This is a genomic window from Burkholderia sp. PvR073 (assembly GCF_054055695.1).
In genome coordinates, this window is sequence record NZ_JBSRXO010000007.1 from 259,371 (window position 1) to 284,512 (window position 25,142).

The window sequence follows — 25,142 nt, forward strand, 5'->3', positions numbered from 1 at the left end:
CTGCCCCCCGCCACGCCGGCCTGCGTGTGCGGGCCGGCCCCACCCCCGCCACCCGCCACGTCATGTCGACTGAACAACAGGGCACTGCCCATACGACGATCGACGGCGAGCCGATTCCGACGCTCGACGAAATCGCCGCGCAACATTTCGCGCTGTCGCCGTGGGTCGCGCGCACGCCGGTGTTCGAGCGCGCCGACCTGCCGTCCCTCGAGGGCACGCACGTCAACTTCAAGTTCGAGCTGCTGCAGGCGAGCGGCAGCTTCAAGGCGCGCGGTGCGTTCACGCACCTGCTGGCACTCGACGAAGCACGCAAGAACGCCGGCGTCACGTGTGTCTCCGCCGGCAATCATGCGGCGGCCGTCGCGTATGCGGCGATGCGGCTCGGCAGCAGTGCGAAGGTCGTGATGTTCCATACCGCAAGCCCGACGCGCATCGCGCAGTGCAAGCAGTACCGCGCGGAAGTCGTGCTCGCCGGCAGCGCGTCGCAGGCGTTCGACCTCGTGCGGCGGATCGAGGCCGAGGAAGGCCGCTTCTTCATCCATCCGTTCAACGGCTATCACACGATTCTCGGCACCGCGACGCTCGGCTACGAATGGGCGACGCAGACGCCCGATCTCGACGCGGTGATCGTGCCGATCGGCGGCGGCGGGCTCGCGGCCGGCATGGCGACCGCGCTGCGGCTCGCGAATCCGCGCGTGCACGTGTACGGCGTCGAGCCGGAAGGCGCCGACGCGATGTGCCGCAGCTTCGCGGCGAATCACACGATCAAGATGAGCGCAATGCAGACCATCGCCGATTCGCTGATGGCGCCGCACACCGAGGAATACAGCTACCAGCTGTGCCGGCGCCACCTCGACCGCATCGTCACGGTGTCCGACGACGCGCTGCGCGCGGCGATGCTGTTCCTGTTCTCACACCTGAAGCTCGCGGTCGAACCGGCGTGCGCGGCGGCGCTCGCGGCGCTGCTCGGCCCGCTGCGCGAGACCTTGCAGGGCAAGCGGGTCGGCGTGCTGCTGTCGGGCACGAATACCGACCCCGCGACACTCGGCATGCATCTCGCGCACGCGAAACTGCAGCACTGAACCTGCGCATGGTGCTCCGGGTTATCCCCAGTTTATGTTGACAGCCCTGTTGATAACCCGCCGGGCAAACACGCAAGTGGTTGAGCGCGCAGCGTTTTACCCGCACGAAGCGGGCCGGACGCGAAATAGGCAGATGACGCCGCCGAGCACACGTGCCGCGGCGTGGCGGCGCCGCGGCCGTCGCACGGCTCTCCCCACCGGCCGGATCATTCGCGAAGCGAGTTTCGTGGTCCGTATCGTCACCGACGATACCGCCGACACGCACATACGATTCACGGCGATCCGGCACGCGTACCGCGCGCGCTAACGGCAGGAATCGGTCGGCATCACGTTCGCGCCGGCCTGCGCGTCATGTCGAATCGCCCTCCCCGGCTGACGCACGACGACACGCAAAAAAAACGGGCGCCCGAAGGCGCCCGTCGCATGCGAAACATTCGCGTATCGCTTACTTGTTCTCGAACATGTCCATGATCTGCTGCTTCTCCTGCTGCGTGACGGGCGGCGGCGCAAGCCCGGCCGCGCCGGCCGAGCCGAGTGCGTCGTTCGCGCTGATCGCGTTCTCGGCCGGGTTGATGTCCACGCTCCCGACGAAGCCGTTGCCCGGCGTGCGATCGGCGTAGTACAGCTCGCCGTCGAGCGTCGTCAGGCCGTCCGGCATCGGCATCTGCTGCTCGGGCACGCCGTTCAGCGCGGTGCGCATGTAGTTCACCCAGATCGGCAGCGCGAGCTGCGCGCCGAATTCGCGGCTGCCGAGGCTCTTCGGCTGGTCGAAGCCCATCCACGCGACCGCGACGAGCGACTGCTGGTAGCCGGCGAACCAGCCGTCCTTCGCATCGTTCGTCGTACCCGTCTTGCCCTGCAGGTCGCCGCGGCCGAGCGCGTTGGTGCCCGCGCCCGTGCCGGCCGTCGCGACCGTGTGCAGCAGGCTGTTCATCACGTACGCGTTGCGACCTTCGATCGTGCGCGGCGCCGTGCCGCCTGCCACCACCGGCTGCGACTTCTGCAGCGCCTGCCCGTGCGCGTCGTCGACTTCGGCGATCAGGTACGGATCGACCTTGTAGCCGCCGTTCGCGAACACCGCATAGCCGGTCGCGAGCTGCAGCGGCGTCACGAGACCCGCACCGAGCGCCATCGGCAGGTACGGCGGCGTCTTCGCCGGATCGAAGCCGAAGCGCTGCGTCACGTACTGCTGCGCGTACTGCGTGCCGATCGACGCGAGGATCCGGATCGACACGAGGTTCTTCGAACGCTGCAGGCCGGTACGCATCGACATCGGGCCGTCCGGCTGGTCGTCGTCCTTCGGCTCCCACGCGGTGCCGCCCGGCACGCTCGGCGGGAAGTACAGCGGTGCATCGTTGATGATCGTCGCCGGTCCGAGGCCCTTGTCAAGCGACGCCGAATAAATGAACGGCTTGAACGACGAACCCGGCTGGCGCCACGCCTGCGTCACGTGGTTGAACTTGCTCTTGTTGAAGTCGAAGCCGCCGACGAGCGAGCGGATCGCACCGTCCTGCGGCGCGATCGCGACGAGCGCGCCTTCGACCTGCGGCAGCTGCACGACCTGCCAGCCCGTCTTGCCGTCCTTCAGCACGCGCACGATCGAACCCGGCTTGATCCGCAGCGTGGCATTCGCGCGCTGACCCAGCGCGGCCGACACGAAGCGCAGCCCGGTCGGGCCGATCGTCGTCGTCGCACCGCCGACGAACTGCACCTCGACCGCATTCGGCGACGCCGCCAGCACGACCGCCGACTGCAGATCTCCGTTGTCCGGATGATCGGCGAGCGCGTCGTCGATCGCCTCGTCGCGCTCGTCGCCGGCCGCCGGCAGGTTGATCGAGGCTTCCGGCCCGCGATAGCCGTGGCGGCGCTCGTAATCGAGAATGCCGCGACGCACGGCCTGGTACGCCGCTTCCTGGTCGGCCGAGTTGATCGTCGTCGTGACGGTCAGCCCGCGCGTATAGGTTTCGTCCTTGTACTGCTGGTACATCATCTGCCGCACCATCTCGGACACGTATTCGCCATGCACCGCATACTGGTTGCCCGGCGTGCGCACGCGGATCTCCTCCTTCACCGCCTGGTCGTACTGCGGCTGCGTGATGTAGCCGATCTCGAGCATGCGCTTCAGGATGTATTCCTGACGCACCTTCGCGCGCTTCGGGTTGACGACCGGGTTGTACGCGGACGGCGCCTTCGGCAGCCCCGCGAGCATCGCCGCTTCCGCCAGCGTGATGTCCTTCAGGTCCTTGCCGAAATACACGCGCGCGGCAGCCGCGAAGCCGTACGAGCGCTGGCCCAGGTAGATCTGGTTCATGTACAGCTCGAGGATCTGGTCTTTCGTCAGCGCCTTCTCGATCTTGTACGCGAGCAGCATCTCGTAGATCTTGCGCGTGTAGGTCTTCTCGCTCGACAGGAAGAAATTGCGCGCGACCTGCATCGTGATCGTGCTCGCGCCCTGGCGCGCGCCGCCGTGCATCAGGTCGGCCACGCCCGCGCGCAGGATGCCGAGGAAGTCGACGCCGCCGTGTTCGTAGAAGCGGTAGTCCTCGATCGCGAGCACGGCCTTCTTCATCACGTCGGGAATGTCCTGGAAGCGCACGAGGCTGCGGCGCTCCTCGCCGAACTCGCCGATCAGCACGTGATCGGCGGTGAACACGCGCAACGGCACCTTCGGCTGGTAGTTGGTCAGCGCATCGAGCGACGGCAGTTGCGGTGCCATCACGACGAGTGCATAGCCGACGATCAGCGCGCCGACGATCGCGAGCGTCGCGAACAGCCCGACGAACCACAGCGCGACGCGCGAACCGAACGAGCGGCCGCCGCCCCCGCCTCCACGGCGCTGCGTGCGCCGATCGTCGTCGCCGTTGTCGTCATCGGGGTAGTAGGCTCCCGACGGCGAACGGCGCAATGTGTAGTGGGGTTCGTTCCGGTCGGAAGAAGAAGACGGTCGTTTGATAATTGGCATGTCGGAATGGCAGGCGGCGTGGCGCCCTCGGACGCATGCGGAAATGCAAGCGGATGAATCAGAGTGGGTGCATCGTGGCAACTGTCACGTCGACAGACCCCGCCGCGCGGCGATCCGTTCCCGCGACGTGACAGCGCATTTTAATGAAATCGACCGATTGACTTCGCGATTTTTTGTAAAAATTCCCGCACGGCCGTGATTTGCAGAACGTATTGGCGGCATGCTCCGCCTATCATGGACACGCAGCCCGGCGCGTGCCGCGACGTTGCTTTCAAACGCGAAAGGTTCGAATACTGCGCACGCATGGCGCTTGAACTCCAGCGCTTAAGCCGTATTTAAGGAGGCGGCGGTGTAATATCCGCCGGCTCACGCGGGTCGGAACCGATTCGCGACGGGTACTGCCGCTCACGCGGCACCTTTCAACCACGGAGGATTTCATGTCGCTTTTCGACTCTATTTCGCGCACGATCAAAGGCCTGCTGAACGATGCGGCCGACTCGGTACAGGATCCGTCGCGCGACGCACGGCAGATCGTGCGGGAGCTCGACGACAGCATCGGCCGTGCCGAGAATTCGCTGATCGAGATCGAGGCACAAGTCGCGACCCAGCGCAGCAAGCGCGATGCGGCCGACGACAAGGTGAAGAAGTACGAAGACGGCGCGAAGCGCGCGCTGCAGGCCGGCGATGAAGCACTCGCACGCGAGGCGCTCGCCGCGCAGTCGAACGCGGAAGCCGAGCGCGATGCACTCGCGGCCGAGTTGACGACGCTCGAACCGTCGGTCGACAAGCTGAAGGGGCAGATCGCCGACATGCGCCAGCGCCGCAACGACCTGAACTCACGCTCGAACATCCTGCAGGCGAAGCACGAAATCGCGCAGGCAAAGGACGTCGCGGCAAGCGCGCTCGGCGGCATCGGCGGCAAGAACCTGTCCGAGGATTTCCAGAAGCTCGAGGACAAGGTCGCGCTGCAGAACGCGCGCTCGGACGCACGCCTGAACTCGGCCGACACGTCGAGCGGCAAGGCGCTCGAGGACAAGCTCGCCGCGCTGAACAAGGGCCCGTCGGTGGAAGACCGCCTCGCCGCGCTGAAGAAGCAGCTCGACACGCCCGCGCAGTAACGGCAACCGCGCCGCGGCCCGCCCGGCTCGCGGCGCGCATCGATCGTCAGGAGACGGGCGCTCGCGCCCGGTTCGACCATGAAGAAATCTCTCGCCGCACTCGGCTTCTCGCTGATGCTGCTGTCGTCCGCCGCATTTGCAGTCCCGTCGCTGCAGCAAGTCGAGCAGTCGATCGCACAACGCGACTGGCAGCGCGCCGACACGCAGCTGTCGCAAGTCATCGACGCCCATCCGAACAACGCGCATGCGCGCTACCTGTACGCACAGGTGCTGGACCGTGAAGGCCGCGCGTCGGACGCGCTCGCGCAACTGCAGCAGGCGAAGTCGCTCGATCCGCAACTGCGCTTCACCGATGCGTCGCACTTCGCGCAGACCGAATCGCGCATTCGCGCGGACGCCGCGCGCGTGAGCGGCAACACGCCATCGGCCACGCAGACCGGCTCGTTGCAGTCGTCGCTCGCACCGGCCGCGCCGGTCGCGAAACACGGTCCGTCGACCGGCATGTGGATCGGCATCGCGTTGATCGTCGCGCTCATCGCGCTGGTGCTGCGCTGGACGCTGCGGCGCGCGCGCTCGGCCGACGACGGCCGCGCCGACGACGAACGCCGCACGCAATTGAAGCGCGCGACCGACGTGCTGAACGACATTCGTCCGCTGAAACTCGACGCGAAGCTGTCGACGTTGCCCGGCGCCGCCGCGCTCACCGGCGAGCTCGAAGGCATCGAGACCGATGCACGCACGCTCGTCGAAACGCTGTCGAACGGCAAGAACCCGGTGCCGCCGTATCGCATCGACGAACTCGAGCAGCGGCATGCGAGCGTGAAGGCGCGCGTCGAAGGCCGCCCCGATCCGGGCGCGCAGCCCGCGGCGCCGGCGAACGGCAGCGGCTCCGTGTATGCGCAGGAAGCCGATCGCATGACCGGCATGCAAGGCCAGCCGTATCAGCAACAGCCATACCCGCAACAGCCGTATCCCCCGCAACCGTATCCGCAACAGCAGCCGCCCGTCGTGGTCCAGCAAGGCGGTGGTTTCGGCGGCGGGATGGGCGGGCTGCTGACCGGCGTGCTGCTCGGCGAAGCGATGTCGGGCGGCCGCGAGCGCGTGGTCGAACGCGACGTGATCGTCGACGACCAGCGCCGGCGCCAGGAGAACAACGATCCGGGCTTCGACTTCGGTCGCGGCGACAATTCGAACTGGAGCGACGGCAACGGCGGCGGCGGCGGTGTCGATCTCGGCAGCAACGACGACGGCTGGACCGACGACAACACCTGAGCATTCGCACGCGGGCGTCGATGCATCGCGCGACGCCCGCCTCTCACGCCACGCCTCCTTTGATTGCCACTCGCGCCGGCCGCCGGATCGCCGGCCGCAGGATTTGTCAATCATTTCAAGATGGGCTACCAGCAATGGGGCACGTTCGCTATCATGCGGCCATCGGCGTGCCTCCGATCCCATCCGACGTTTCGCAGCCCTGCGCGTCGCGGCACGCCTTCCCCTCGCCCCAACCAGGAGAAAGCCGCTCATGAGCATAATCAAGGAATTCAAGGAGTTCGCCGTCAAAGGCAATGTGATGGATCTCGCCGTCGGCGTGATCATCGGCGGCGCATTCTCGAAGATCGTCGACTCGGTCGTGAAAGACCTCATCATGCCGGTCATCGGCGTGCTGACCGGCGGTCTGGATTTCTCGAACAAGTTCGTTCTGCTCGGCACCATCCCCCCGTCGTTCAAGGGTAATCCCGATTCGTTCAAGGACCTGCAGGCTGCGGGCGTCGCCGCATTCGGCTACGGTTCGTTCATCACCGTGGCGATCAACTTCGTGATCCTCGCGTTCATCATTTTCCTGATGGTGAAATTCATCAACAAGCTGCGCAAGCCGGAAGAAGCCGCGCCGGCCGCGACGCCGGAAGACATCGTGCTGCTGCGCGAGATCCGCGATTCGCTCAAGCAACGCTGAGCACCGCGCCACGCTGCGCTGCGTCTGCCGGGCCCGCACAATGCGGGCCTTTTTCATGCGCGCGCCGCACGCCGCCGCGCGAGGCTTATCTCATTTTTTTGTGACGCACGAATGCACGCGCGGGAAAAGCAGGTCTATGATGGAGACTAAACGACAGTACGGGCGCCGAGACGCTGGCTGTGTCGATCATCGTGGCAAGCGGGTCGACGGGAGACATTGATCGTCGTACCGCACGAGTGCAGCATTTTCGTGTGCTATAAAGGATCGACATGCGGCGTACATAGCCGGGAGTGGGTCGCATGAAAGTGCCGCATTTCTTGCAATTGTTTTTGAGGCGAGTGTTTATGTCCTTCCCGAAAAAACGTCGACGGGCGCAGCAGGATGGCCAGGAGTCATTCCTCGCGGTATTGCGCCACTCGAAACCGTTTGCGCAGCTCGACACCAAGATTGCCCGCGCCCGTGCGCAGGACGAACCCGTCCTCTACGCGCATGTGCTGCCCGGCCTCGACGTGCTCCTGTGCAGCGTGCGCGGCGCGCAGCCGCCCTATCCGGCCATCGCCGAACTGCGCAAGCGCTGCATCGAATCGATTGCCAACGCGCTCGAACAGCCGCTCGACGGCCTCGAGAACGGCGGCTATTGGTACGAGGCGAACGGCTTCGGGTTCCTCGTGTTCGCGAGCCGCGCCCGCGCGCGCATCCTGCCCGAATTTGGTGCGGGCACGAAGGCGAGCCTGCGCGGCGGCCTCGGACGCCAGAACGCCGGCGACACGACACCGCGCTCCCTCGGCTGAACCGATACCGACACGATGGGCCGCCTCCGGGCGGCCCATCGGCCATTCAGCTTCCCGCTTCACGGCCCCCGCGCAATCACCGTGCCGTCCCGCGCCCGTTGCCGGGCCGGACGATGTCGATGAACGCGGCGAAATCGGCGCCGGCGAGCCCCTGCGCGGCGCCCAGCCGCAGCACCTGCTGGACCGTAGCCGATACAGGCATCACCGCGCCCGTGTCGCGCGCGGCGTCGGCGATCGCATCAACGTCTTTCTGGAACGTGCTCAGCGCACCCATCGGCGGATGGCCGCCTGACGTCATGCGCGGCACGAAGGTCTGCAGCAGCACCGAGTCGGCCCACCCGCCCGCCAGCGCGTCGGCCAGACGCGCGGCGTCGATGCCGCTCGCCTGCGCCAGGCCAACGGCTTCCGCGATCGCGGTCACCGTCGCGGTGACGATCGCCTGGTTGCACAGCTTCGCGGTCTGGCCCGCGCCGGCGTCGCCCATGTGCGTGATGCGCGACGCGTAAGCGTCGATCAGCGGCCGCACCGCGTCGAGGTCGGCCGCACCGCCGCCCGCCATCACCGCGAGCGTACCGGCCTGCGCGCCGGGCACGCCGCCCGATACGGGCGCGTCGATCCAGCCGACGCCGAGCGCGGCCGCGCGCGCCGCGTAGTCGCGCGTCGTGGCAGGCGGAATACTCGAATGATCGACGATGCGCTTCAAGCGGCGTGCATTCGCATCGCCCGCAAGGAGCCCGTGCTCGCCGAACACGACGTCGCCGACCGCACGCCCGTCGAGCACGCACATGAACACCGTGTCGACGCGCTCGGCCAGTTCGCGCGGCGTATCGACCACCTGCGCGCCGTCTTTTTCAAGCGCCTCGGCCTTGCCGCGCGTCCGGTTCCATACGCTGACCCGGTGGCCCGCCGCCAGCAAATGCCGAATCATCGGCGCGCCCATCAATCCCGGTCCGCAAAATCCGACTTCCACGATGTCCCCCGCCTCCAATTGAGGTTGCACTTGCCGCCCATCATACCTATCACTCAAGAAGCCGGACACGCACGGCGCCGCTTCGGGCCCGCCGCTCGCGCCGGCCGCCCATACTGACCACATACCGACATACCAGGGAGCGCATCATGAGCGACCACGTCTACAAGCTGATCGAACTGACCGGCTCGTCGCGGCAATCGTGCGACGACGCCATCCGCAACGCGATCTCGAAAGCCGGCAAGACGCTGCACAACCTGCACTGGTTCCAGGTGACCGAAACACGCGGCCACATCGAAGGCGACCAGGTCATCCACTGGCAGGTCACGCTGAAAGTCGGCATGCGCATCGACGACTGACGCGTCGCGCGCGGTGCCCTGACCACCGGATGCGTGCAACGCGCATCCGCGCGGCGCCGCGCGCGCCTGCATTGCGCTCCGTTCGGGCCCCGTGTCGAGGCCCGGCCGGCGGGCGTCTGCGGGTATCCATCTCTTGACGCTGGTTTTCGTTCATATTAAAAACCATATACCCCCACGCCCCCTCGATCAGCCCGGACATATAAACGGAGATATCATGAGTCAGCAACGCGAGGCGATCGACACGTACCTCTTGCGCGTCTTGCACACCTTGTTGATGGAGCGCAGCGTCACGCGCGCGGCCGTCAAACTGAACCAGTCGCAACCGGCGATCAGCGCCGCGCTGCGGCGCCTGCGCGACATCACCGGCGACCCGCTCCTCGTGCGCGGCAAGTCCGGCATGGTCCCGACCGAATACGGGCTGCGCCTGCTCGAACCGGTGCAGAACGCACTGCGTGAAATCGAGCGCATCAAGTTCCAGCAGCACAATTTCGACCCGGCCACGTCGATCCGCTGCTACCGGATCGGCTGCCCCGACTACCTGAACGTGCTGTTCGTGCCGACCGTCGTCGAGCGCTTCCGCCTGGCCGCGCCGAATGCGACACTCGAGTTCCACTCGCTCGGCCCCGCGTTCGACTACGAGCTCGCGCTGGAAGACGGCAAGCTCGACATCGTCGTCGGCAACTGGCCCGAGCCGCCCGAACAGCTGCACCTGTCGAACCTGTTCGTCGACGAAATCGTCTGCCTGATGAGCAACACGCACCCGTTCGCGAAGCGCGGCGGGCTCACGCTCGACCAGTACCTGAACGCGCCGCATCTCGCGCCGACGCCCTACTCGGTCGGCCAGCGCGGCGCGATCGACGTGCACCTCGCGCGCGAGCGGCTCAAGCGCCACGTGGTCGTCACGCTGCCGTACTTCAACCTCGCACCGTACGTGCTGGTGAAGTCCGACCTGATCTTCACGACGACGCGCCTGTTCGCCGATCATTACGCGAAGTTCCTGCCGCTGTCGGTCGTGCCGGCGCCGCTCGACTTCCCGCCGATGCAGTACTACCAGCTGTGGCACGAACGCTGCCACTATTCCGACGAAGTGCGCTGGCTGCGCAGCCTCGTCGCCGAAGCGACCCGCACGCTGATCGAGGCTTGATCGCGCACGGCGCGCGCCGGTCAGGCTGTCGCGGTACGGCCTGGCAGCCGCAACCGCCGCCGCGCGCCTGATCCGCGGCGCGCGGCGCAACCCCTGCGCCCGTGCGTCAGCGCGACGCCTCCACGAGGGCGTGCGCCAGGGCGTTGTGGCGCTCGATGACGGGCGGCAGGTCGAGCGTCGCGAGCCGCCCTTCCCGCACCACCACCTTCCCGTTCACCACCGTATACGCCGTCTGCGATGGCGCGCAGAACACGAGCGCCGCGACCGGATCGTGCAGCGCGCCCGCGAACAGCGGCTGGCGCAGGTCGAAGGCGGCGAAGTCCGCGGCCATGCCGGGCTTCAGCGCACCGATATCGTCGCGGTTCAGCACCTTCGCGCCACCCAGCGTCGCGATCTCGAGCGCTTCTCGCGCGGTCATCGCATCGGGCCCGAAGCCGACCCGCTGCAGCAGCAGCGCCTGCCGCACTTCCGCGACCATCTGCGCGCCGTCGTTCGACGCGGAACCGTCGACGCCGATCCCGACCGGCACGCCCGCGAGACGCATCTTCTTCACCGGCGCGATGCCCGACGCGAGCCGCATGTTCGAACACGGACAGTGCGCGACGCCGGTGCCGGTGCGCGCGAACAGGGCGATGCCCGCATCGTCGAGCTGCACACAGTGCGCGTGCCACACGTCGTGGCCAACCCAGCCGAGATCTTCCGCGTATTCGGCGGGCGTCATCCCGAACTTCTCGCGGCTGTACGCGATGTCGTTGACGTTCTCGGCCAGGTGCGTGTGCAGCGACACGCCGTAGTCGCGGGCCAGCACGGCCGCGTCGCGCATCAGGCCGCGGCTCACCGAGAACGGCGAGCACGGCGCGACGACCACGCGCAGCATCGCGTAGCGGCCTTCGTCGTGATAGGTCTCGATCAGGCGCTGCGCGTCGCGCAGGATGTCGGGCTCGCGCTCGACGACCGAGTCGGGCGGCAGCCCGCCGTCGCGCTGGCCGACGCTCATCGCGCCACGGCTCGCGTGAAACCGCATGCCGATCCGCTGCGCGGCGCCGATGCTGTCGTCGAGCCGGCTGCCGTTCGGGTAGATGTACAGGTGGTCGCTCGACGTCGTGCAGCCCGATTGCAGCAGCTCGGCCATCGCGGTCAGCGTCGACACCTCGATCATCTCGGGCGTCAGGTGCGCCCAGATCCGGTACAGGTTCGTGAGCCACCCGAACAGCTCGGCGTTCTGCGCGGCCGGCACCGCGCGCGTGAGGCTCTGGTACATGTGATGGTGCGTGTTCACGAGCCCCGGGATCACCAGGTGACCACGCAGGTCGAACACTTCGTCGGCGCTCTCGGGCAGCTCGGCGCTCGGGCCGACCGCGACGATCCGGTTGTCTTCGATATAGAGCCCCGCGTCGCGCAGTTCGCGGCGCGTGTCGTCCATGGTCACGAGCACGTCGGCGTGCTTGACCAGCAGGGTTTTCGGGCGGGATGAGGATGGCTGTGGCGCGCGTGCGCCGGCGTGCTGCTCGAGGTTCATGCGTTCTCCGCGTCGTTCTGCCGCCGGGAGCCGCTCCCGGAGACGTTCACAAAGCCGTTCGAACGCTGATTCGCGGCACGCCCCGGTGCCTGCGTCCGTTCGAACGCGCTGGCCCGGTTACCCGGCGTGCACGCCGTCTTCGGGGTGCGCGCGGGCTCACGGCCCGACGCGCACGGCGGCAGCATCGCCCAAGCGCGCGCGGCGCACAATGCGCGAACCCGAATACCGCGCTTCACGGTTTCGATATGGTACGCCGCGCACGAGGCGCGACGCCCCGGAATCGCAGGCCGCGGGCCGCTCCCGGCGTGCCGTCGACAGCGGTTCATGCGCGGCGCATTATCTTTGCTATCGCGCCCGTATTTGCGCGGGGAACCTTTTTACAATGCCTGCACGGCGCTCGCTTCAATCTCGCCGACGGGTATGTAGCCACGTGACGTGGAGCCTCGATCCGCCGCACAGTCAATGGATCGAGCCGCCGCCGAACCTCGCATTCACACAAGGACACAACGAATGGGAAAGCTCACTACCCACGTACTCGATACGGCGCACGGTCGTCCCGGCGCTGCCATCAAGGTGGACCTCTACGCGCTGGACGGCGAATCGCGCCGCGCGATCAAGACCGTGCTGACCAATAGCGACGGCCGCTGCGACGAACCGCTGCTCGAAGGTGCCGCGCTCGCCGCCGGCGAATACGAACTCGTATTCCATGCCGGCGACTACTTTGCGTCGCTCGGCGTGAAGGTGCCCGAACCCCGTTTCGTCGACCGCGTCGTGCTGCGCTTCGGCATCGCCGACACCGCATCGCACTACCACGTGCCGCTGCTCGTGTCGCCGTGGTCGTACAGCACCTATCGCGGCAGCTGACACACGCATCGGCGCCCGCATCAAAGATAACGATCTGAGTCTGGAGGAGTTTCATGGAAGGCTTCATCACCGACTGGCTGAACCTCGCGCTGCGATGGCTGCACGTCATCGTCGCCATTGCGTGGATCGGCGAGTCCTTCTATTTCGTCGCGCTCGACAACAGCCTGAAACCGCCTACCGACGCGAACCAGCGCAAGCGCGGCGTGTTCGGCGAGCTGTGGCACGTCCACGGCGGCGGTTTCTACAACATGCAGAAGTACACGGTCGCCCCGCCGGAAATGCCGGATGACCTGCACTGGTCGAAGTGGCCGTCATACACGACCTGGCTGTCGGGCTTCTCGCTGTTCTTCGTGCTGTACCTGCTCGCACCGAACACGTACCTGATCGACAAGAGCGTGCTCGACATGGGCCCGGTGGTCGCCGTCGCATCCGCGCTCGGCTTCCTCGCGGCCGGCTGGATCGTCTACGACTCGCTGTGCCGCATCCTCGGCACCAACGATCGGGTGCTCGGCATCTGCGTGGGCCTCTACGTCGTCGTCGCCGCGTACCTCGCGTGCCACATCTTCGCGGGCCGTGCGGCGTACCTGATCGTCGGCGCGATGCTCGCGACGATCATGTCGGCGAACGTGTTCTTCGTGATCATCCCGGGCCAGCGCAAGATGGTCGACAAGATGCTCAAGGGCGAAGAGCCGAACCCGATCTACGGCAAGCGCGGCAAACAGCGCTCGGTGCACAACACGTATTTCACGCTGCCGGTCGTGTTCGCGATGCTGTCGAACCACTACGCGATGACGTACACGAACAAGTTCAACTGGGTCGTGCTCGTGCTGATCATGCTGGCCGGCGCGCTGATCCGTCAGTTCTTCGTGATGCGTCACCGCGGCAAGCAGCTGTGGTACCTGCCGATCGGCGGCGTCGCACTGCTGTCGGGCGCGCTCGTGTGGACGATGCCGAAGCCGGTCGCACCGGAAGCGCAGGCAGCGAACGCCCCGAAGATCGTGATCAACGACATCATGCCGATCCTGCAGCAGCGCTGCGTCGAGTGCCACTCGGCCAAGCCGACGCTGATGGGCAGCGCGCCCGCCGGCGTGATGTTCGACACGCCGGACGAAGTGTCGAAGAACGCGCAGCGTATCTACGAACAGGCCGTGCGCCTGAAGGCGATGCCGATCGGCAACGTCACGCACATGACCGACGACGAGCGCGTAAAGCTCGCCGCCTGGTTCGAGGGTGGCGCGGTCAAGTAAGCCGCCGTGCGCCGGCGGTCGGTTGCCGGCGTATCCTCTCCGTTCGCGGGCCCGGAAACGGGCCCGTTTTTTTGCCTGGATGAAATGCGTCGCCCGCTAGCCGCGCATCGCGTCGCGCTGCAGCGCGACGAGCGCATCGAGCGCGCGCGGGCCGTCGTCGAACGGCACGAAGATGTGGTCATGATACGCAGCGGCCATCACGTTGCAGCTGATGCCGGCCGCGCCCAATGCCCGCGCGAACGCGGCCGTCAGGCCGACCGCCGCGAGATCCGAATGCACGGTCAGCGTGATCCACGCGGCACGAAACAGCACGGGCCAGCCGCGACGTACTGCAGTCTCTTCGTCGACCACGACCGTCATGCCTTCCGCTTCGCGGAACGTCGCGATCGCTTCGGATAACGATATTTCTGAATCGGCCGGCAGTGCGACGAATGCGAAGGCACCGCGATGCAGCTCGGGTTGCATCGTGCGCAGCAGGACGGCGAGGTCGTTTTCAGGTTGACTCATCGGGGACGGGTCCGGAACCGGACTTCGGGCAGTGGCGATGCGGGCACGATAGCACGCGGCCGATGCCCCGGCGCACCCGCAACGTCACGTCCGTGTCGTCGCAACTTCGTCCGCGAGCCCGCCGCGAAACGCGACGATGCGTGGATCGTCATGCGCACGCCCCGGAGCCACGACGTCGTACGCGTACGCGACGTCGGGCGCAAGTGCGACACCCACGTCGAAGAGCCCCGAGCCGCGCCGTGATGCCCGCGCGCCACGCATAAAAAAACCCGCGCGAATCGCGCGGGTTGCTTCGAACGGCAACGGCAGCAATCCGGCTCAGGCCGTCAGCGCATCGAGCGCGTCCTCGGTAAGCCACAGCGATTCCTGCAGGTCCTGCTCGTTCAGGTTCAGGCCTTCACCGCCGCGATCGACGACGATGAAGTCGCTGACGCCGCCGAGTGCGATCAGCGGGTGATGCCACACGCCCTTCGCATAGTTGACGCCCTGCCACCCGCTCGTCACGAACGCGCGGATCTTCGACGCATCGAGATCGCCCGCCGGCGCGACGACGACGAGATACGGCTGGTCGTTCAGCGGCACGAACGCCTGGCTGCCGAGCGGATGGCGCTCGAGCATCTTCACCTCGAACGGCAGCGTGCGCGGCTGACCGCGGAACAGGTTGACGAGCGTGCGGCCGTCTTCGTCCGCCACGTCGACTTTCGCGAGATCGTGAAAGCGGATCGTCGTACCGAGGTTGATCGGAATCTGCTTCGCGCCCTCCGTTTCGATCACGTCGCCGAACGGCGCGAACGCTTCCTTGGTCAGCGGTTCGATGGCAAGCGTCTTCATTTGTCGAGCGTCCCCCACAGACGCACGCGCGATACGCCACCGTCCGGAATGATGTTCAGGCGTACGTGGGTTACCGGGCCCAACGAGGCGATTTCGTGTTCGAAGTAATGCTGCTTGTCCATCTGCAGCTTCTGTTCGCCGAGCAGCACCGGCCAGAACATCGACTGCGTGATCAGCGAGCTGTCGGTGCCGCCCGACACGTACGCCGCCTGGATCGAGCAGCGGTCCGGGTAGTTGCCCTTGAAGAACGCGGTATCGACTTCGATCTTGCGGATCACGCCCGGCTGCGCGAGCGCGATGATCGCCCAGTCGTTGCCCGGCTCGCGGCGGCGCCGGGTTTCCCAGCCGTCGCCCATGTTCACGCCGCGGCCCGGCAGCAGCAGGTTCGACGCGACGCCGAAGTGCTGGTTGTTCGCGGCCACCACGTAGCCGCCGTTTTCCATCGCCGCGAGGTCGAATTGCTCGGTCGCGCTCGCGCCGGCCCAGTCGAGCTGCGGCTGGCCGTACACGCGCAGGCGCGCGATGCCGCCGTCCGGATAGATGTTCACGCGCAGGTGCGTGAACGCACGGGCATCGCTCGCTTCGACGTAGTGATGGCTGTTGCCCTGCAGCGTCGTCGACGGCACGATCTCGACCCACTCGGTCGCATGCGTCGGCGCGCCATCGGCCACGTACGCGGCCTCGATCGACGCGGCCGGCGGGAAGTTGCCGGTGAAGTGGCTCGTGTCGATGTCGAAACCCTTGATCACGCCCGGCCGTGCGAGCTTGACGATGCACCAGTCATAGCCCGTCGTGCGCTTGCGGCGCGTCTCCCAGCCGTCCATCCACTTGCCGTGATCGTCGTACTTGCCGGGGATGAACACCGCCGGCTCTGGGTTCAGCATCCGGTCCTTCGGCGCGAAGAAGTCGTCGCTGGCCTCGAGCGCCTGCGCACCGAGACGCGGGTCGGCAAGGTTCACGTAGCGCCGCGTGAAATCGGGTGCGTTGGGATCGAGAAGCGGAACAGCCATGATGTTTCCTTGTTTCAGTGGGCGATCAGGCCGCTGCGACGCAGCAGGCCGTGTTGCGGTGTCAGGCGTCGATCAGGTCGTCGAGGCGGAAGCGCGCGATCCGGTAGATCTGGTCGAGGCTCGCGCGCAGTTCCTCGGTGCGTGAGTGATTCACGCGCGACTCGAAGTTCGCGATGATGCCGTGCCGGTCATAGCCGCGCACCGCGAGGATGAACGGGAAACCGAACTTCTCGCGATACGTGCGATTCAGCGTCAGCAGCTTGTCGAACTCTTCCTGCGTGCACTGGTCGAGACCCGCGCCGCTCTGCTCGCGCGTCGACTCGGCCGTCAGCTCGCCGCGCACGGCGGCCTTGCCGGCCAGCTCCGGGTGAGCGTTGATCAGGGCGAGCTGGCGCGCTTCGCCACCCGTCTCGACCGCACCCGACATCGTCTTGTGCAGCGCGTCGATACTCGCGAACGGCCGCTCGGCCGCGGCGACCTCGGCCACCCACGGCGAATGTTCGAAGATCCCCGACAGCGCCGCGACGAATGCGCTCGGCGCCATCGTGTTGAGTTGATCCAACGTGTAACGCATCGCCTTCATGCTTTCCCTTCGTTTCGATGATTGGGCTGATACGGATGATGTTCACGCCAATGACGCGCGATATCGACACGGCGCGTCACCCATACGCGATCGTGCTGCTCGATGTGGTCGAGGAAACGCTGCAGCCCGCGAAAACGCCCCGGCCGGCCCAGCAACCGGCAGTGCATGCCGATCGACAGCATCTTCGGCGCTTCGTCGCCCTCGGCGTACAGCACGTCGAATGCGTCGCGCAGGTAGTCGAAGAAGTGATCGCCGGTGTTGAAGCCCTGCGGCGTCGCGAAGCGCATGTCGTTCGTATCGAGCGTGTACGGGACGATCAGCTGCGGCGACGTAGCGCCGCCCGACACGGCGACGTCCATCCAGAACGGCAGGTCGTCGCCATAGTTGTCGGAGTCGTACAGGAAGCCGCCATATTCCGCGACGAGACGGTGCGTGTTCGGGCTGTCGCGGCCGGTATACCAGCCAAGCGGGCGCTCGCCCGTCACGCGCTCGATCGCTTCCATCCCGAGGCGCATGTGCTCGGCCTCGAGTTCGGGCGTCATGCTCTGGTAGTGGATCCAGCGCCAGCCGTGGCACGCGATCTCATGACCGAGCTCGACGAACGCGCGCGCCAGTTCCGGATGGCGCTCGATCGCCATGCCGACGCCGAACACCGTCAGCGGCAGCCCGCGCTTCTCGAATTCGCGCAGGATGCGCCATACGCCGGCACGCGAACCGTATTCGTAGATCGACTCCATGCTCATGTGGCGGTCCGGATACGCGGCCGCGCCGACGATTTCGGACAGGAACTGCTCGGAGCCCGGATCGCCGTGCAGCACGCAGTTCTCGCCGCCCTCCTCGTAGTTCAGGACGAATTGCACGGCGACGCGGGCGCGCCCGGGCCAGTTCGCCTGCACGGGATGGCGGCCGTAGCCGATCAGGTCGCGAGGATAGTTGGGATCGAGTGACATGGGTTCGAAGTGCGACGAAAGCTTGCCGGAATAATGGGTTCGCATCGACCCGCGCGTGTGCCGGAGGCCGGCCGCGCGGGGCGATGCGATGACGGCCCAGTGTAGCGAAAAGGTGCAGACGCGCCCATACAGCGGCGCAGATAGTGCATGTCAGACGGTGTGTATGTGCGGGTGCGGCAAATCCGGCGCCCGTTCCGGCTCGGCGATCCCGCTGCGCCCCGTGGCGGCGGCCGGCGACGCGTCCTCCGCCGGGCTGAAGCGCGCGAATTCGCCGTCATAGCGCTTCGGCAGCGGCCGCGCATAGTCGCCGCGCTTCGCGGTCGCGAGGCGCAGCGCGACGAGCGCCTCGGCCCACTTGACGGCCGCCGTCACGCCTTCCACGACCGGCGCGCCGATCTGCTGCTCGATCTCGTGCGCGAATTCGGCCATCCCCGCACAGCCGAGCACGATCGCGTCGGCGCCGTCCTCGTCGAGCGCGCGCCGGCATTCGTCGACGATGATCCGCCGCGCGGCCGAGCCTGGCCGGTCGAGCTCGAGCACCGCGACGTCGGTCGCGCGCACGTTGCGGCAGAACCGCTTCATCCCGTAGCGCTCGGCGAGATGCCATGCCATCCCGCAGGTGCGCGCGAGCGTCGTGACGACCGAGAAGCCCGGCGCGAGCACGCTCGCCGCGTGCATCGCCGCCTCGGCGATCCCGATCACCGGCCCGCGCGCGACCTCGCGCGCCGCATACAGGCCCGGATCGCCGAAACACGCGAGCACGTACGCGTCGCAGCCGTCGCGCTCGCCCTGCGCGATCTCGGCGAGGAGCCCGGGCGTCGCGAGCGCCTCGTCGTAATAGCCTTCGATCGACGGCGGCCCCATTGGCGGGCTCACCGCGACGATCTCGGTGCCCGCGGCCGCGACTTCACGCGCGCAGCGGCCCATCGCATCCGTCATCCGCTGCGTCGTATTCGGATTGATCAGCTTGATCTTCATCGCGCGCTCCTCAGGCCTTCGTGCTCACGAGCAGCCGGTAGAACACGAAGCCGAGCCCCGCGCCGATGAACCACGAGAAGTTCGCAGCAGCCTGCCAGCCCGGCACCATCACGCAGACGACCGCGATCACCGCGGCCGGCAGCAGCGCGGCGAGCGCGCGGCGGTTCACGCCGCCCGTGTACCAGTAGGTGCCGCTCTCCGACATCGTGTAGAGGTCGTCGCGCACGAGGCGGCCGCGCTTGACGAGGTAGAAGTCGGCGATCAGCACGCCGTACAGCGGGCCGATGAATGCGCCGAGCACGTCGAGCGTGTAGTGGATCACGGCCGGGTTGTTGAACAGGTTCCATGGCGTGATGAAGATCGACGCGACGGCGGCGAGCATCCCGCCCGCGCGCCAGCTGATCAGCCGCGGCGCGACGTTCGAGAAGTCGAACGCGGGCGACACGAAGTTCGCAACGATGTTGATGCCGATCGTCGCGATCGTGAAGGTCAGCGCGCCGAGGATCACCGCGGTCGGATGATCGATGCGGCCGACCGTCGCGACGGGGTCGGTGATGAGTTCGCCGAACACCGGCAGCGTCGCGGCCGTCGTGATCACCGTGACGAGCGAGAACGCGAGGAAGTTGACCGGCAGCCCCCAGAAGTTGCCGCGCTTCACGTCGCCGAACGAGCGGCAGTAGCGCGAGAAGTCGCCGAAGTTCAGCATCGGCCCGGAGAAGTACGACACGACGAGCGACACGGCCGTGATCATCACCGGAATCACTTCCGCGCCGTGATACTTGACGCCGCCGAGGTTCAGGCCGATGTTGCGCCAGCCCGCGCGCCACACCATGTAGCCGGCCAGGATGAACATCACGACGTAGACGGCCGGGCCCGCGAAGTCGATGAACTTCTTGATCGTCTCCATCCCGTTCCAGAACACGAACGCCTGCAGCACCCACAGCAGCATGAAGCCGGCCCAGCCGACCGCGGACAGCCCGAGGAAGCCGTACCGATGGACGTCCGCGTACGGCAGCCATTGCGGGAAAAACTTCAGCACGACGATCACGAGCGCGCTGGACGCGAGATAGGTCTGGATGCCGTACCACGCGATCGCGATCAACCCGCGGATCACGGCCGGCACGTTCGCGCCGAGCACGCCGAACGTCGCGCGGCACGCGACCGGATACGGCACGCCGATCTGCTGGCTCGGGCGCGCGATCAGGTTGCACAGCCGGTTCACGATCGTGATGCCGACGATCAGTGCGATCAGCACCTGCCAGCTCGTCAGCCCGAGCGCGAACAGGCTGCCCGCGAACACGTAGCCGCCGACGCTGTGCACGTCCGACATCCAGAACGCGAAGATGTTGTACGCACCCCATGTCTGATTTTTAAGGGGTGCTAAATCTTCGTTGTACAAACGTTGACTGTAACCGTCCGGCAACGGGGAACCCCCGCCCTCGCCGCGTTCTTCCGCCGGATAGGTGCTGTCGTGCGCCACACTGAACTGAGCCATGACTTCTCCTTGACGCGGCCGCCCGGCCGCTCCACCGTCATCGATATCGCTCCGGATCGTCGCCCGGAGTCGGACTGGCGGCCGGCGGCGCAAACCGCCGGCCTGCATTGCTCTCGTCGTGTGGCGCGCGGGCCGGTTCGCGTCGCCGCTCAGGCGCCGCCGAACACTTCGCGCAAATCGACCTGCCCTTGCGCGGGCCGGTCCAGCATCTTCAGTTCGACATGCTGCAGGTGGTGCGCCATCAGCGTCACCGCCCGCTTCGGATCCCCCGCTTCCAGCGCGCTCAGGATCTCGTCGTGGTCATCGCACGAGCACGGGCTGCGCCCGTGCGATTCATACAGCGCCGACATCAGCGTCGAGCGTGCGACGAGCCCGTCGAGGCACTCGCAGAGCGTCGCATTGCCCGTCAGCGCCGCGAGCGCCGTATGGAATTCGCCCGACAGGCGGATCCACGCCGCGAAATCGTGCCGCTCGAACGCCTTGCGTTCCTTGTCGATCAGCGCGGCGACACCCTTCAGCCGCTTCGCGCCCGGCCCCGTCGCGAGCCGCTCGACGACGGCCAGCTCGATGATCCGGCGCATCTCGAACACCTCGTGCACGTCCTGCAGCGTCGGACTCGCGACGAACGCTCCACGGTTCGGCTCGAGATCGACCAGCTTGTCGGCCGCGAGCAGCGCGAGCGCCTGCCGGATCGTCCCGCGCTTCACGCTGAACACGTCGCAGAGCTGCGCCTCCGTCAGCTTCGCGCCGGGCGCGAGCCGATGCTCGAGGATCGCCGTGCGGATCCGCTCGGCGATCGCTTCGGGGCCGGCCGTACCGGACGGATGGGAATCGGGCTCGTTCATGATCTGCATCGTGTGATAGTCCTCATCCTAGGATGGACATAAAGATTGTCAACAATTCTTTTCCTGAAATGCGCACAATCCGTGTGCACGCCGTCGCGCCAGATCCGTGCGCGGCGCACGAAAGCCAGGCACGCCAAGAATCTCACGCTTATTCAAGGCGGTTTCCGGTGTAGACCCCTCCGGCTATTTTGTTGACAAAAATGGTGCACGCCATGAGACAAACCCGATCGGCGGTGATGAAAATTTATGACCGTTAGTTGCGCACTTACCTAAAGAAAAGGCGGGGAACCCCCGCCTTTCGATGGTGCCTGCCCGGCTCAGCCGAGATGCGGATAGTCCGACAGCGTAAGCCGGAAACCGTGCGCATTCGCGACGAGCTGCGCCTGCGCGCCGAACGGCAGCGTCAGCAGGTCGGGCACATGACCGAACTGCAGCCCCGTGACGACCGGGATGCCGATCACCGAGCGCACCTGGTCGATCATCGCCTGCATGTCGTAGCCGTTGTCGTAGTCGAACGGCCGCGCGCCCGTGAACTGCCCGAGCACGAGCGCCTGCTGGCGCGCGAGCAGCCCCGACAGATGCAGCTGGTAGATCATCCGTTCGATCCGGAACGGCTGCTCGTTGACGTCCTCGATGAACAGGATGCCACCTTCGATATCGGGCATGTACGGCGTGCCGACGAGCGACGTGAGGATCGCAAGGTTGCCGCCCCACAGCGTGCCCGTCACGTTCACGGTCTGCACCTGCGGCGCTTCGGCGATGATCGTCGTGGTCGGCTGCGACAGCGTCTGCCAGAAGTGTTGCATCGTGAAGTCGCTCGGCGTTTCCGCGCCGAAGTCGGCCGACAGCATCGGGCCGCCGAAGGTCTTGATGCGCGCCTTCGCGTACAGCGCGAGCTGGATCGCGGTGAAGTCGCTGTGGCCCACCAGCGCGATCGGCTGGTCGCGCAGGCGGCGCTCGAGCCCGCGATAGTCGAGCCCGTGCAGGATGCGGGCGGCACCGTAGCCGCCGCGCACTGCGAGCCCGATGTCAGGCAGCGCGCGCTCCGGATCCGCCAGGCGATTCAGGTCGCCTGCCCGCTCGCCGTCGGTCCCGCCAAAACGCTGAAAGCGGCGCTGCGTCGCCTCGATATTCTCGATGCGCTGCTGCGCGCCGCTCAGGCGTTCGAGCGCGCGATTGATCGCGTCGGGATCATGCGGATAACCGGACGGCGCCAGCAGGCGGATGGTGTAGGACGCGGCGGGCTGGAAGGACATGGCGGAAGGGTTCAGGGTCGTCAAACCTGCTTAGAGGGTCCGAACCGTCTCGGGTTCACGGAACCGAGCAGCCCGCCCCGCTTCGGGGGACGGGCGCGTTCGGGGGCGCTTATGACGCGCCGGCTTCGGCGTCGCGGGCGAGCCGCGCTTCACGCAGCGCGCGGCGGCGTTCCGCGAAGAACGACTTGAGCGCGGCGCCGCACTCGTCGGCGAGCACGCCGCCGGTCACCTCGGTATGGTGGTTGAGCTGCGGATTCGCGAACGCGTCGATCACGCTGCCGCACGCGCCCGTCTTCGGATCGGCGGCGCCGTAGACGACCCGTGCGATGCGGGCGTGCATGATCGCGCCCGCGCACATCAGGCATGGCTCGAGCGTCACGTACAGCTCGCAGCCGGGCATCCGGTAATTCTGCAGATGCTGCGCGGCCATGCGCAGCGCGGCCATTTCCGCATGGGCCGACGGGTCGTGCCCGCCGATCGGATGGTTGAAGCCGCGTGCGATCACCTCGTCGCCGCACACCAGCACCGCGCCGACCGGCACTTCACCGGCCGCGCGCGCCTCGTCGGCGGCGGCCTGCGCGAGACGCATGAAATGCAGGTCGCGCGCCGACACGGGTGCGGTTTCGGGAACGGGAGAATCGGTAGAGGCTGCGGATCCGGCTGCCGCGTCGTGCAGCGCGTCGGTGCTCACATCGGCCCCGCTTCGGCGGGCATGTCATCGAGCCCGCGCTCGCACAGACGCTCCGCGATGCGCCGGCAATAGTCGCGCGGCATCACCATCGGGCCACCGCGCAGCGATTCGAGCGCCATGTCGAGCGCAAGGATCTTCGCCTGCAGCCGGCAGCGCGCGGCGCGGTCGCTGACCGCCTGCAGTTCGTCCTGCAGGTTGCGCAGCGCGCGCAGTTGCTCGACGGCCGGCGGCACGAAGCCCGCGTTCTTCAGGATACGGTTGGCCACCCGCACCTCCTCGGGTACGAGCAGGTCGTCATCCAGCGCCTGCGGCGCGCCGGTACCCGGCAAATCGTCGAACTCGCCCCGCGCGGCGGCGGCGGCGATTCGTTGTTCGACCAGTGCGTCAAGCAGTCTCATCAGTCAATCGGAACAATGCGGCAGCCGAATTCTAGCAGGGTGACGCGCGTATGACAGGCCATTCGAACGGATGCTCGATATTGTATTTTTAGGGGCCGAATCGGTGCGCATGCGTGCCGATCGCCGCGACTTGCCGCTGTGCTGCGCCGCAGCAGGCTCCGCACGGGTTTGGCGTGGTCTTGGCGCGATTTATGCACGCAACGCCACCCCCGTTTTTTTATTTTCGTCCGGGGGAACCCGCGTTCGTCATTCCGCCGAAATCGCCGTTTCGGGGCAGCCAGGTCATGCGGCGACCGGCTGCGAGCGCTCCTTGGGAAACGGCCGGAACATCATCGCGACGAGGAACGCGCCGATGCCGATCGCGAACGATCCGAGGTACAGCCAGCCGTAGCTGCCCAGCGCATCGACGATCAGGCCGCCGGCGACCGGCCCCGCCGCCATCCCGAGGCTGCCGGCCATCGCACAGCCGCCGATCACGGTGCCCATCATCCGCAGCGGGAAGTTCTCGCGCGCGAGCACCGCATAGAGCGGCATCACGCCCGCATAGATGAAGCCGAACAGCGTCGCGACCACGTAGAACCCGTCCAGCGTGCGCACGAAGTAATAGCCGAGCGCCTGCGCGAGCAGCCCCGCCGCCAGCATGCGCTTCGCGCCGAGGCGGTCGCCCAGCAGCCCGAACGCGACGCGTCCGCCCATGCCCGCGAGCCCCTCGACGCTGTAGATCGACACCGCGGCGATCAGCGGGATTCCGCAGGTCACCGCGTAGCTGACCGTATGGAAGATCGGGCCGGAGTGCGTCGCGCAGCAGAAGAAGTTGGTCAGCAGCAGCACGAGGAACTGCGGCGAGCGCAGCGCGCCGCCGACCGACAGCGGCGCGGTCGCGGGCCCGCCTGCCGGCGTCGGCCCGTCGAGTGGACCGTCAAGCACGGGCGCACGGCGCACGAGCAGCGACGCCGGAATCATGACGACGGCGGCCAGCACGGCGATCGCCAGCATCGACGTGCGCCAGCCGTGGCTCGACACGAGCCAGGCCGCGAGCGGCGCCATCGTCATCGGCGCCATGCCCATGCCGGCCGACACCAGCGATACCGCGAGGCTGCGGTGCGTGTCGAACCAGCCGGTCACGCATGCCATCATCGGCGCGAACACCGCGGCCGTCGCACTGCCGACGGCCAGCCCGAAAATCAGCTGGAACGCGAGCAGCGACGGTGCACGGCTCGCGAGCGCCAGGCTCACCGACAGCAGCACGGCGCCCGTCACGACCACCGCGCGCGTGCCGATGCGGTCCGACAGGCTGCCCCAACCGATGCTCGCGAAGGCCATCGCGAGGAAGCCGAGCGTCATCGCGGCGGAAATGCCGGTCATCGACCAGCCCGTGTCGCGTGCAATGGCTCGCAGGAACACGGGCAGCGAGAACATCGCGCCGATCGCGATGCAGCCCATCAGGCCGCCCGCGGCGACGATCACCCAGCGATAGCGGGAATCAGGCATATGGTCTCTCCTTTCTCTCCGTCGTACAGGCATCGATGAGGAACCGGACCGCGGCCGCGCGGCCAGCCCGGTCGATATCAACACGACGAACGGCGTACCG

Annotated in this window: 25 protein-coding genes; 9 read left to right on the forward strand and 16 right to left on the reverse strand. The window is 67.0% G+C overall.

The annotated features are described in order from the left end of the window. Positions 1 to 62: 62 nt before the first annotated feature. Entirely contained in the window at positions 63 to 1,082 is a 1,020-nt protein-coding gene (locus tag ACVK00_RS22020) for a threonine/serine dehydratase (protein WP_284890027.1), read from the forward strand. Positions 1,083 to 1,527: 445 nt separating this feature from the next. Here ACVK00_RS22020 and ACVK00_RS22025 read toward each other — a convergent pair whose 3' ends face one another. Further along, positions 1,528 to 4,044, reverse strand: coding sequence for a penicillin-binding protein 1A (locus tag ACVK00_RS22025; protein WP_284890025.1), 2,517 nt, complete (start codon positions 4,042 to 4,044; stop codon positions 1,528 to 1,530). A 437-nt stretch (positions 4,045 to 4,481) separates the two neighbouring features. Here ACVK00_RS22025 and ACVK00_RS22030 point away from each other — a divergent pair, with 437 nt between their 5' ends. From ACVK00_RS22030 to ACVK00_RS22045, 4 genes are all read left to right on the forward strand, one after another. Next, complete coding sequence (locus ACVK00_RS22030) at positions 4,482 to 5,162, forward strand: PspA/IM30 family protein (RefSeq protein ID WP_006752024.1); 681 nt, start codon at positions 4,482 to 4,484, stop codon at positions 5,160 to 5,162. Positions 5,163 to 5,240: 78 nt separating this feature from the next. After that, entirely contained in the window at positions 5,241 to 6,434 is a 1,194-nt protein-coding gene (locus tag ACVK00_RS22035; RefSeq protein ID WP_284890023.1) for a tetratricopeptide repeat protein, read from the forward strand. A gap of 250 nt (positions 6,435 to 6,684) precedes the next feature. After that, positions 6,685 to 7,116: a large conductance mechanosensitive channel protein MscL gene (mscL, locus tag ACVK00_RS22040; RefSeq protein WP_006752022.1), complete on the forward strand. Its 432-nt coding sequence runs from the start codon at positions 6,685 to 6,687 to the stop codon at positions 7,114 to 7,116. 344 nt (positions 7,117 to 7,460) lie between these two features. Beyond that, positions 7,461 to 7,907, forward strand: a complete 447-nt coding sequence (locus ACVK00_RS22045; RefSeq protein ID WP_027784713.1) for a hypothetical protein — start codon at positions 7,461 to 7,463, stop codon at positions 7,905 to 7,907. A 76-nt stretch (positions 7,908 to 7,983) separates the two neighbouring features. Here ACVK00_RS22045 and ACVK00_RS22050 read toward each other — a convergent pair whose 3' ends face one another. Beyond that, positions 7,984 to 8,877, reverse strand: a complete 894-nt coding sequence (locus tag ACVK00_RS22050) for an NAD(P)-dependent oxidoreductase (protein WP_228907628.1) — start codon at positions 8,875 to 8,877, stop codon at positions 7,984 to 7,986. A 146-nt stretch (positions 8,878 to 9,023) separates the two neighbouring features. Here ACVK00_RS22050 and ACVK00_RS22055 point away from each other — a divergent pair, with 146 nt between their 5' ends. Together ACVK00_RS22055 and ACVK00_RS22060 are read left to right on the forward strand one after the other, a co-directional pair. Further along, positions 9,024 to 9,233: a dodecin gene (locus ACVK00_RS22055; RefSeq protein ID WP_006755984.1), complete on the forward strand. Its 210-nt coding sequence runs from the start codon at positions 9,024 to 9,026 to the stop codon at positions 9,231 to 9,233. Positions 9,234 to 9,447: 214 nt separating this feature from the next. Further along, positions 9,448 to 10,377: a LysR substrate-binding domain-containing protein gene (locus ACVK00_RS22060; protein WP_006478550.1), complete on the forward strand. Its 930-nt coding sequence runs from the start codon at positions 9,448 to 9,450 to the stop codon at positions 10,375 to 10,377. A gap of 106 nt (positions 10,378 to 10,483) precedes the next feature. Here ACVK00_RS22060 and ACVK00_RS22065 read toward each other — a convergent pair whose 3' ends face one another. After that, entirely contained in the window at positions 10,484 to 11,896 is a 1,413-nt protein-coding gene (locus tag ACVK00_RS22065) for an 8-oxoguanine deaminase (protein WP_284889981.1), read from the reverse strand. Positions 11,897 to 12,406: 510 nt separating this feature from the next. Between ACVK00_RS22065 and uraH the strand changes: the two genes are divergently transcribed. Continuing rightward, on the forward strand, positions 12,407 to 12,760 hold the full coding sequence (uraH, locus tag ACVK00_RS22070) for a hydroxyisourate hydrolase (RefSeq protein WP_011657188.1): 354 nt from the start codon (positions 12,407 to 12,409) through the stop codon (positions 12,758 to 12,760). Between the two features lie 53 nt (positions 12,761 to 12,813). Beyond that, a complete protein-coding gene (locus tag ACVK00_RS22075) occupies positions 12,814 to 14,007 on the forward strand; it encodes a urate hydroxylase PuuD (RefSeq protein WP_006754395.1) in 1,194 nt (397 codons plus the stop codon). A 96-nt stretch (positions 14,008 to 14,103) separates the two neighbouring features. On the opposite strand, the gene ACVK00_RS22080 is transcribed toward ACVK00_RS22075, so the two are convergent. From ACVK00_RS22080 to ACVK00_RS22140, 13 genes are all read right to left on the reverse strand, one after another. Next, positions 14,104 to 14,514 carry an ACT domain-containing protein gene (locus tag ACVK00_RS22080; protein ID WP_228904620.1) on the reverse strand — a complete coding sequence of 137 codons (411 nt, stop codon included), beginning with the start codon at positions 14,512 to 14,514 and terminating at the stop codon, positions 14,104 to 14,106. A gap of 84 nt (positions 14,515 to 14,598) precedes the next feature. Next, on the reverse strand, positions 14,599 to 14,826 hold the full coding sequence (locus ACVK00_RS22085) for a hypothetical protein (RefSeq protein ID WP_228904621.1): 228 nt from the start codon (positions 14,824 to 14,826) through the stop codon (positions 14,599 to 14,601). Between the two features lie 6 nt (positions 14,827 to 14,832). Further along, positions 14,833 to 15,345: an ureidoglycolate lyase gene (locus ACVK00_RS22090; protein WP_166723331.1), complete on the reverse strand. Its 513-nt coding sequence runs from the start codon at positions 15,343 to 15,345 to the stop codon at positions 14,833 to 14,835. Continuing rightward, positions 15,342 to 16,355, reverse strand: coding sequence for an allantoicase (alc, locus tag ACVK00_RS22095; protein WP_175762889.1), 1,014 nt, complete (start codon positions 16,353 to 16,355; stop codon positions 15,342 to 15,344). The genes ACVK00_RS22090 and alc overlap by 4 nt, the downstream gene beginning before the upstream one ends. 61 nt (positions 16,356 to 16,416) lie before the next feature. Beyond that, positions 16,417 to 16,938, reverse strand: coding sequence for a 2-oxo-4-hydroxy-4-carboxy-5-ureidoimidazoline decarboxylase (gene uraD / locus ACVK00_RS22100; protein WP_228904622.1), 522 nt, complete (start codon positions 16,936 to 16,938; stop codon positions 16,417 to 16,419). Further along, positions 16,935 to 17,888: an allantoinase PuuE gene (gene puuE / locus ACVK00_RS22105; protein ID WP_284889947.1), complete on the reverse strand. Its 954-nt coding sequence runs from the start codon at positions 17,886 to 17,888 to the stop codon at positions 16,935 to 16,937. The genes uraD and puuE overlap by 4 nt, the downstream gene beginning before the upstream one ends. A gap of 150 nt (positions 17,889 to 18,038) precedes the next feature. Further along, positions 18,039 to 18,866 carry an aspartate/glutamate racemase family protein gene (locus ACVK00_RS22110; protein ID WP_284889945.1) on the reverse strand — a complete coding sequence of 276 codons (828 nt, stop codon included), beginning with the start codon at positions 18,864 to 18,866 and terminating at the stop codon, positions 18,039 to 18,041. Between the two features lie 10 nt (positions 18,867 to 18,876). After that, positions 18,877 to 20,361 carry an NCS1 family nucleobase:cation symporter-1 gene (locus ACVK00_RS22115; protein ID WP_228904625.1) on the reverse strand — a complete coding sequence of 495 codons (1,485 nt, stop codon included), beginning with the start codon at positions 20,359 to 20,361 and terminating at the stop codon, positions 18,877 to 18,879. A gap of 149 nt (positions 20,362 to 20,510) precedes the next feature. Continuing rightward, complete coding sequence (locus tag ACVK00_RS22120; protein WP_284889943.1) at positions 20,511 to 21,215, reverse strand: GntR family transcriptional regulator; 705 nt, start codon at positions 21,213 to 21,215, stop codon at positions 20,511 to 20,513. Positions 21,216 to 21,523: 308 nt separating this feature from the next. Then, entirely contained in the window at positions 21,524 to 22,462 is a 939-nt protein-coding gene (ldcA, locus tag ACVK00_RS22125) for a muramoyltetrapeptide carboxypeptidase (RefSeq protein ID WP_175797905.1), read from the reverse strand. A 109-nt stretch (positions 22,463 to 22,571) separates the two neighbouring features. Next, a complete protein-coding gene (tadA, locus tag ACVK00_RS22130; RefSeq protein WP_228904628.1) occupies positions 22,572 to 23,153 on the reverse strand; it encodes a tRNA adenosine(34) deaminase TadA in 582 nt (193 codons plus the stop codon). Beyond that, on the reverse strand, positions 23,150 to 23,551 hold the full coding sequence (locus tag ACVK00_RS22135) for a DnaJ family domain-containing protein (protein ID WP_006760552.1): 402 nt from the start codon (positions 23,549 to 23,551) through the stop codon (positions 23,150 to 23,152). Before ACVK00_RS22135 ends, tadA begins: the two co-directional genes overlap by 4 nt. Positions 23,552 to 23,833: 282 nt before the next feature. Further along, the gene (locus tag ACVK00_RS22140; protein WP_284889937.1) at positions 23,834 to 25,042 is read right to left on the reverse strand and encodes an MFS transporter; all 1,209 of its coding nucleotides are present in this window, start codon (positions 25,040 to 25,042) and stop codon (positions 23,834 to 23,836) included. Between the last annotated feature and the right edge of the window lie 100 nt (positions 25,043 to 25,142).

Coding starts and splice junctions, on each gene's coding strand:
- ACVK00_RS22020 (WP_284890027.1), top strand. CDS start 63: ATGTCGACTGAACAACAGGGCACTGCCCATACGACGATCGACGGCGAG.
- ACVK00_RS22025 (WP_284890025.1), bottom strand. CDS start 4,044: ATGCCAATTATCAAACGACCGTCTTCTTCTTCCGACCGGAACGAACCC.
- ACVK00_RS22030 (WP_006752024.1), top strand. CDS start 4,482: ATGTCGCTTTTCGACTCTATTTCGCGCACGATCAAAGGCCTGCTGAAC.
- ACVK00_RS22035 (WP_284890023.1), top strand. CDS start 5,241: ATGAAGAAATCTCTCGCCGCACTCGGCTTCTCGCTGATGCTGCTGTCG.
- mscL (WP_006752022.1), top strand. CDS start 6,685: ATGAGCATAATCAAGGAATTCAAGGAGTTCGCCGTCAAAGGCAATGTG.
- ACVK00_RS22045 (WP_027784713.1), top strand. CDS start 7,461: ATGTCCTTCCCGAAAAAACGTCGACGGGCGCAGCAGGATGGCCAGGAG.
- ACVK00_RS22055 (WP_006755984.1), top strand. CDS start 9,024: ATGAGCGACCACGTCTACAAGCTGATCGAACTGACCGGCTCGTCGCGG.
- ACVK00_RS22060 (WP_006478550.1), top strand. CDS start 9,448: ATGAGTCAGCAACGCGAGGCGATCGACACGTACCTCTTGCGCGTCTTG.
- ACVK00_RS22065 (WP_284889981.1), bottom strand. CDS start 11,896: ATGAACCTCGAGCAGCACGCCGGCGCACGCGCGCCACAGCCATCCTCA.
- uraH (WP_011657188.1), top strand. CDS start 12,407: ATGGGAAAGCTCACTACCCACGTACTCGATACGGCGCACGGTCGTCCC.
- ACVK00_RS22075 (WP_006754395.1), top strand. CDS start 12,814: ATGGAAGGCTTCATCACCGACTGGCTGAACCTCGCGCTGCGATGGCTG.
- ACVK00_RS22080 (WP_228904620.1), bottom strand. CDS start 14,514: ATGAGTCAACCTGAAAACGACCTCGCCGTCCTGCTGCGCACGATGCAA.
- ACVK00_RS22090 (WP_166723331.1), bottom strand. CDS start 15,345: ATGAAGACGCTTGCCATCGAACCGCTGACCAAGGAAGCGTTCGCGCCG.
- alc (WP_175762889.1), bottom strand. CDS start 16,355: ATGGCTGTTCCGCTTCTCGATCCCAACGCACCCGATTTCACGCGGCGC.
- uraD (WP_228904622.1), bottom strand. CDS start 16,938: ATGAAGGCGATGCGTTACACGTTGGATCAACTCAACACGATGGCGCCG.
- puuE (WP_284889947.1), bottom strand. CDS start 17,888: ATGTCACTCGATCCCAACTATCCTCGCGACCTGATCGGCTACGGCCGC.
- ACVK00_RS22110 (WP_284889945.1), bottom strand. CDS start 18,866: ATGAAGATCAAGCTGATCAATCCGAATACGACGCAGCGGATGACGGAT.
- ACVK00_RS22115 (WP_228904625.1), bottom strand. CDS start 20,361: ATGGCTCAGTTCAGTGTGGCGCACGACAGCACCTATCCGGCGGAAGAA.
- ACVK00_RS22120 (WP_284889943.1), bottom strand. CDS start 21,215: ATGCAGATCATGAACGAGCCCGATTCCCATCCGTCCGGTACGGCCGGC.
- ldcA (WP_175797905.1), bottom strand. CDS start 22,462: ATGTCCTTCCAGCCCGCCGCGTCCTACACCATCCGCCTGCTGGCGCCG.
- ACVK00_RS22135 (WP_006760552.1), bottom strand. CDS start 23,551: ATGAGACTGCTTGACGCACTGGTCGAACAACGAATCGCCGCCGCCGCC.
- ACVK00_RS22140 (WP_284889937.1), bottom strand. CDS start 25,042: ATGCCTGATTCCCGCTATCGCTGGGTGATCGTCGCCGCGGGCGGCCTG.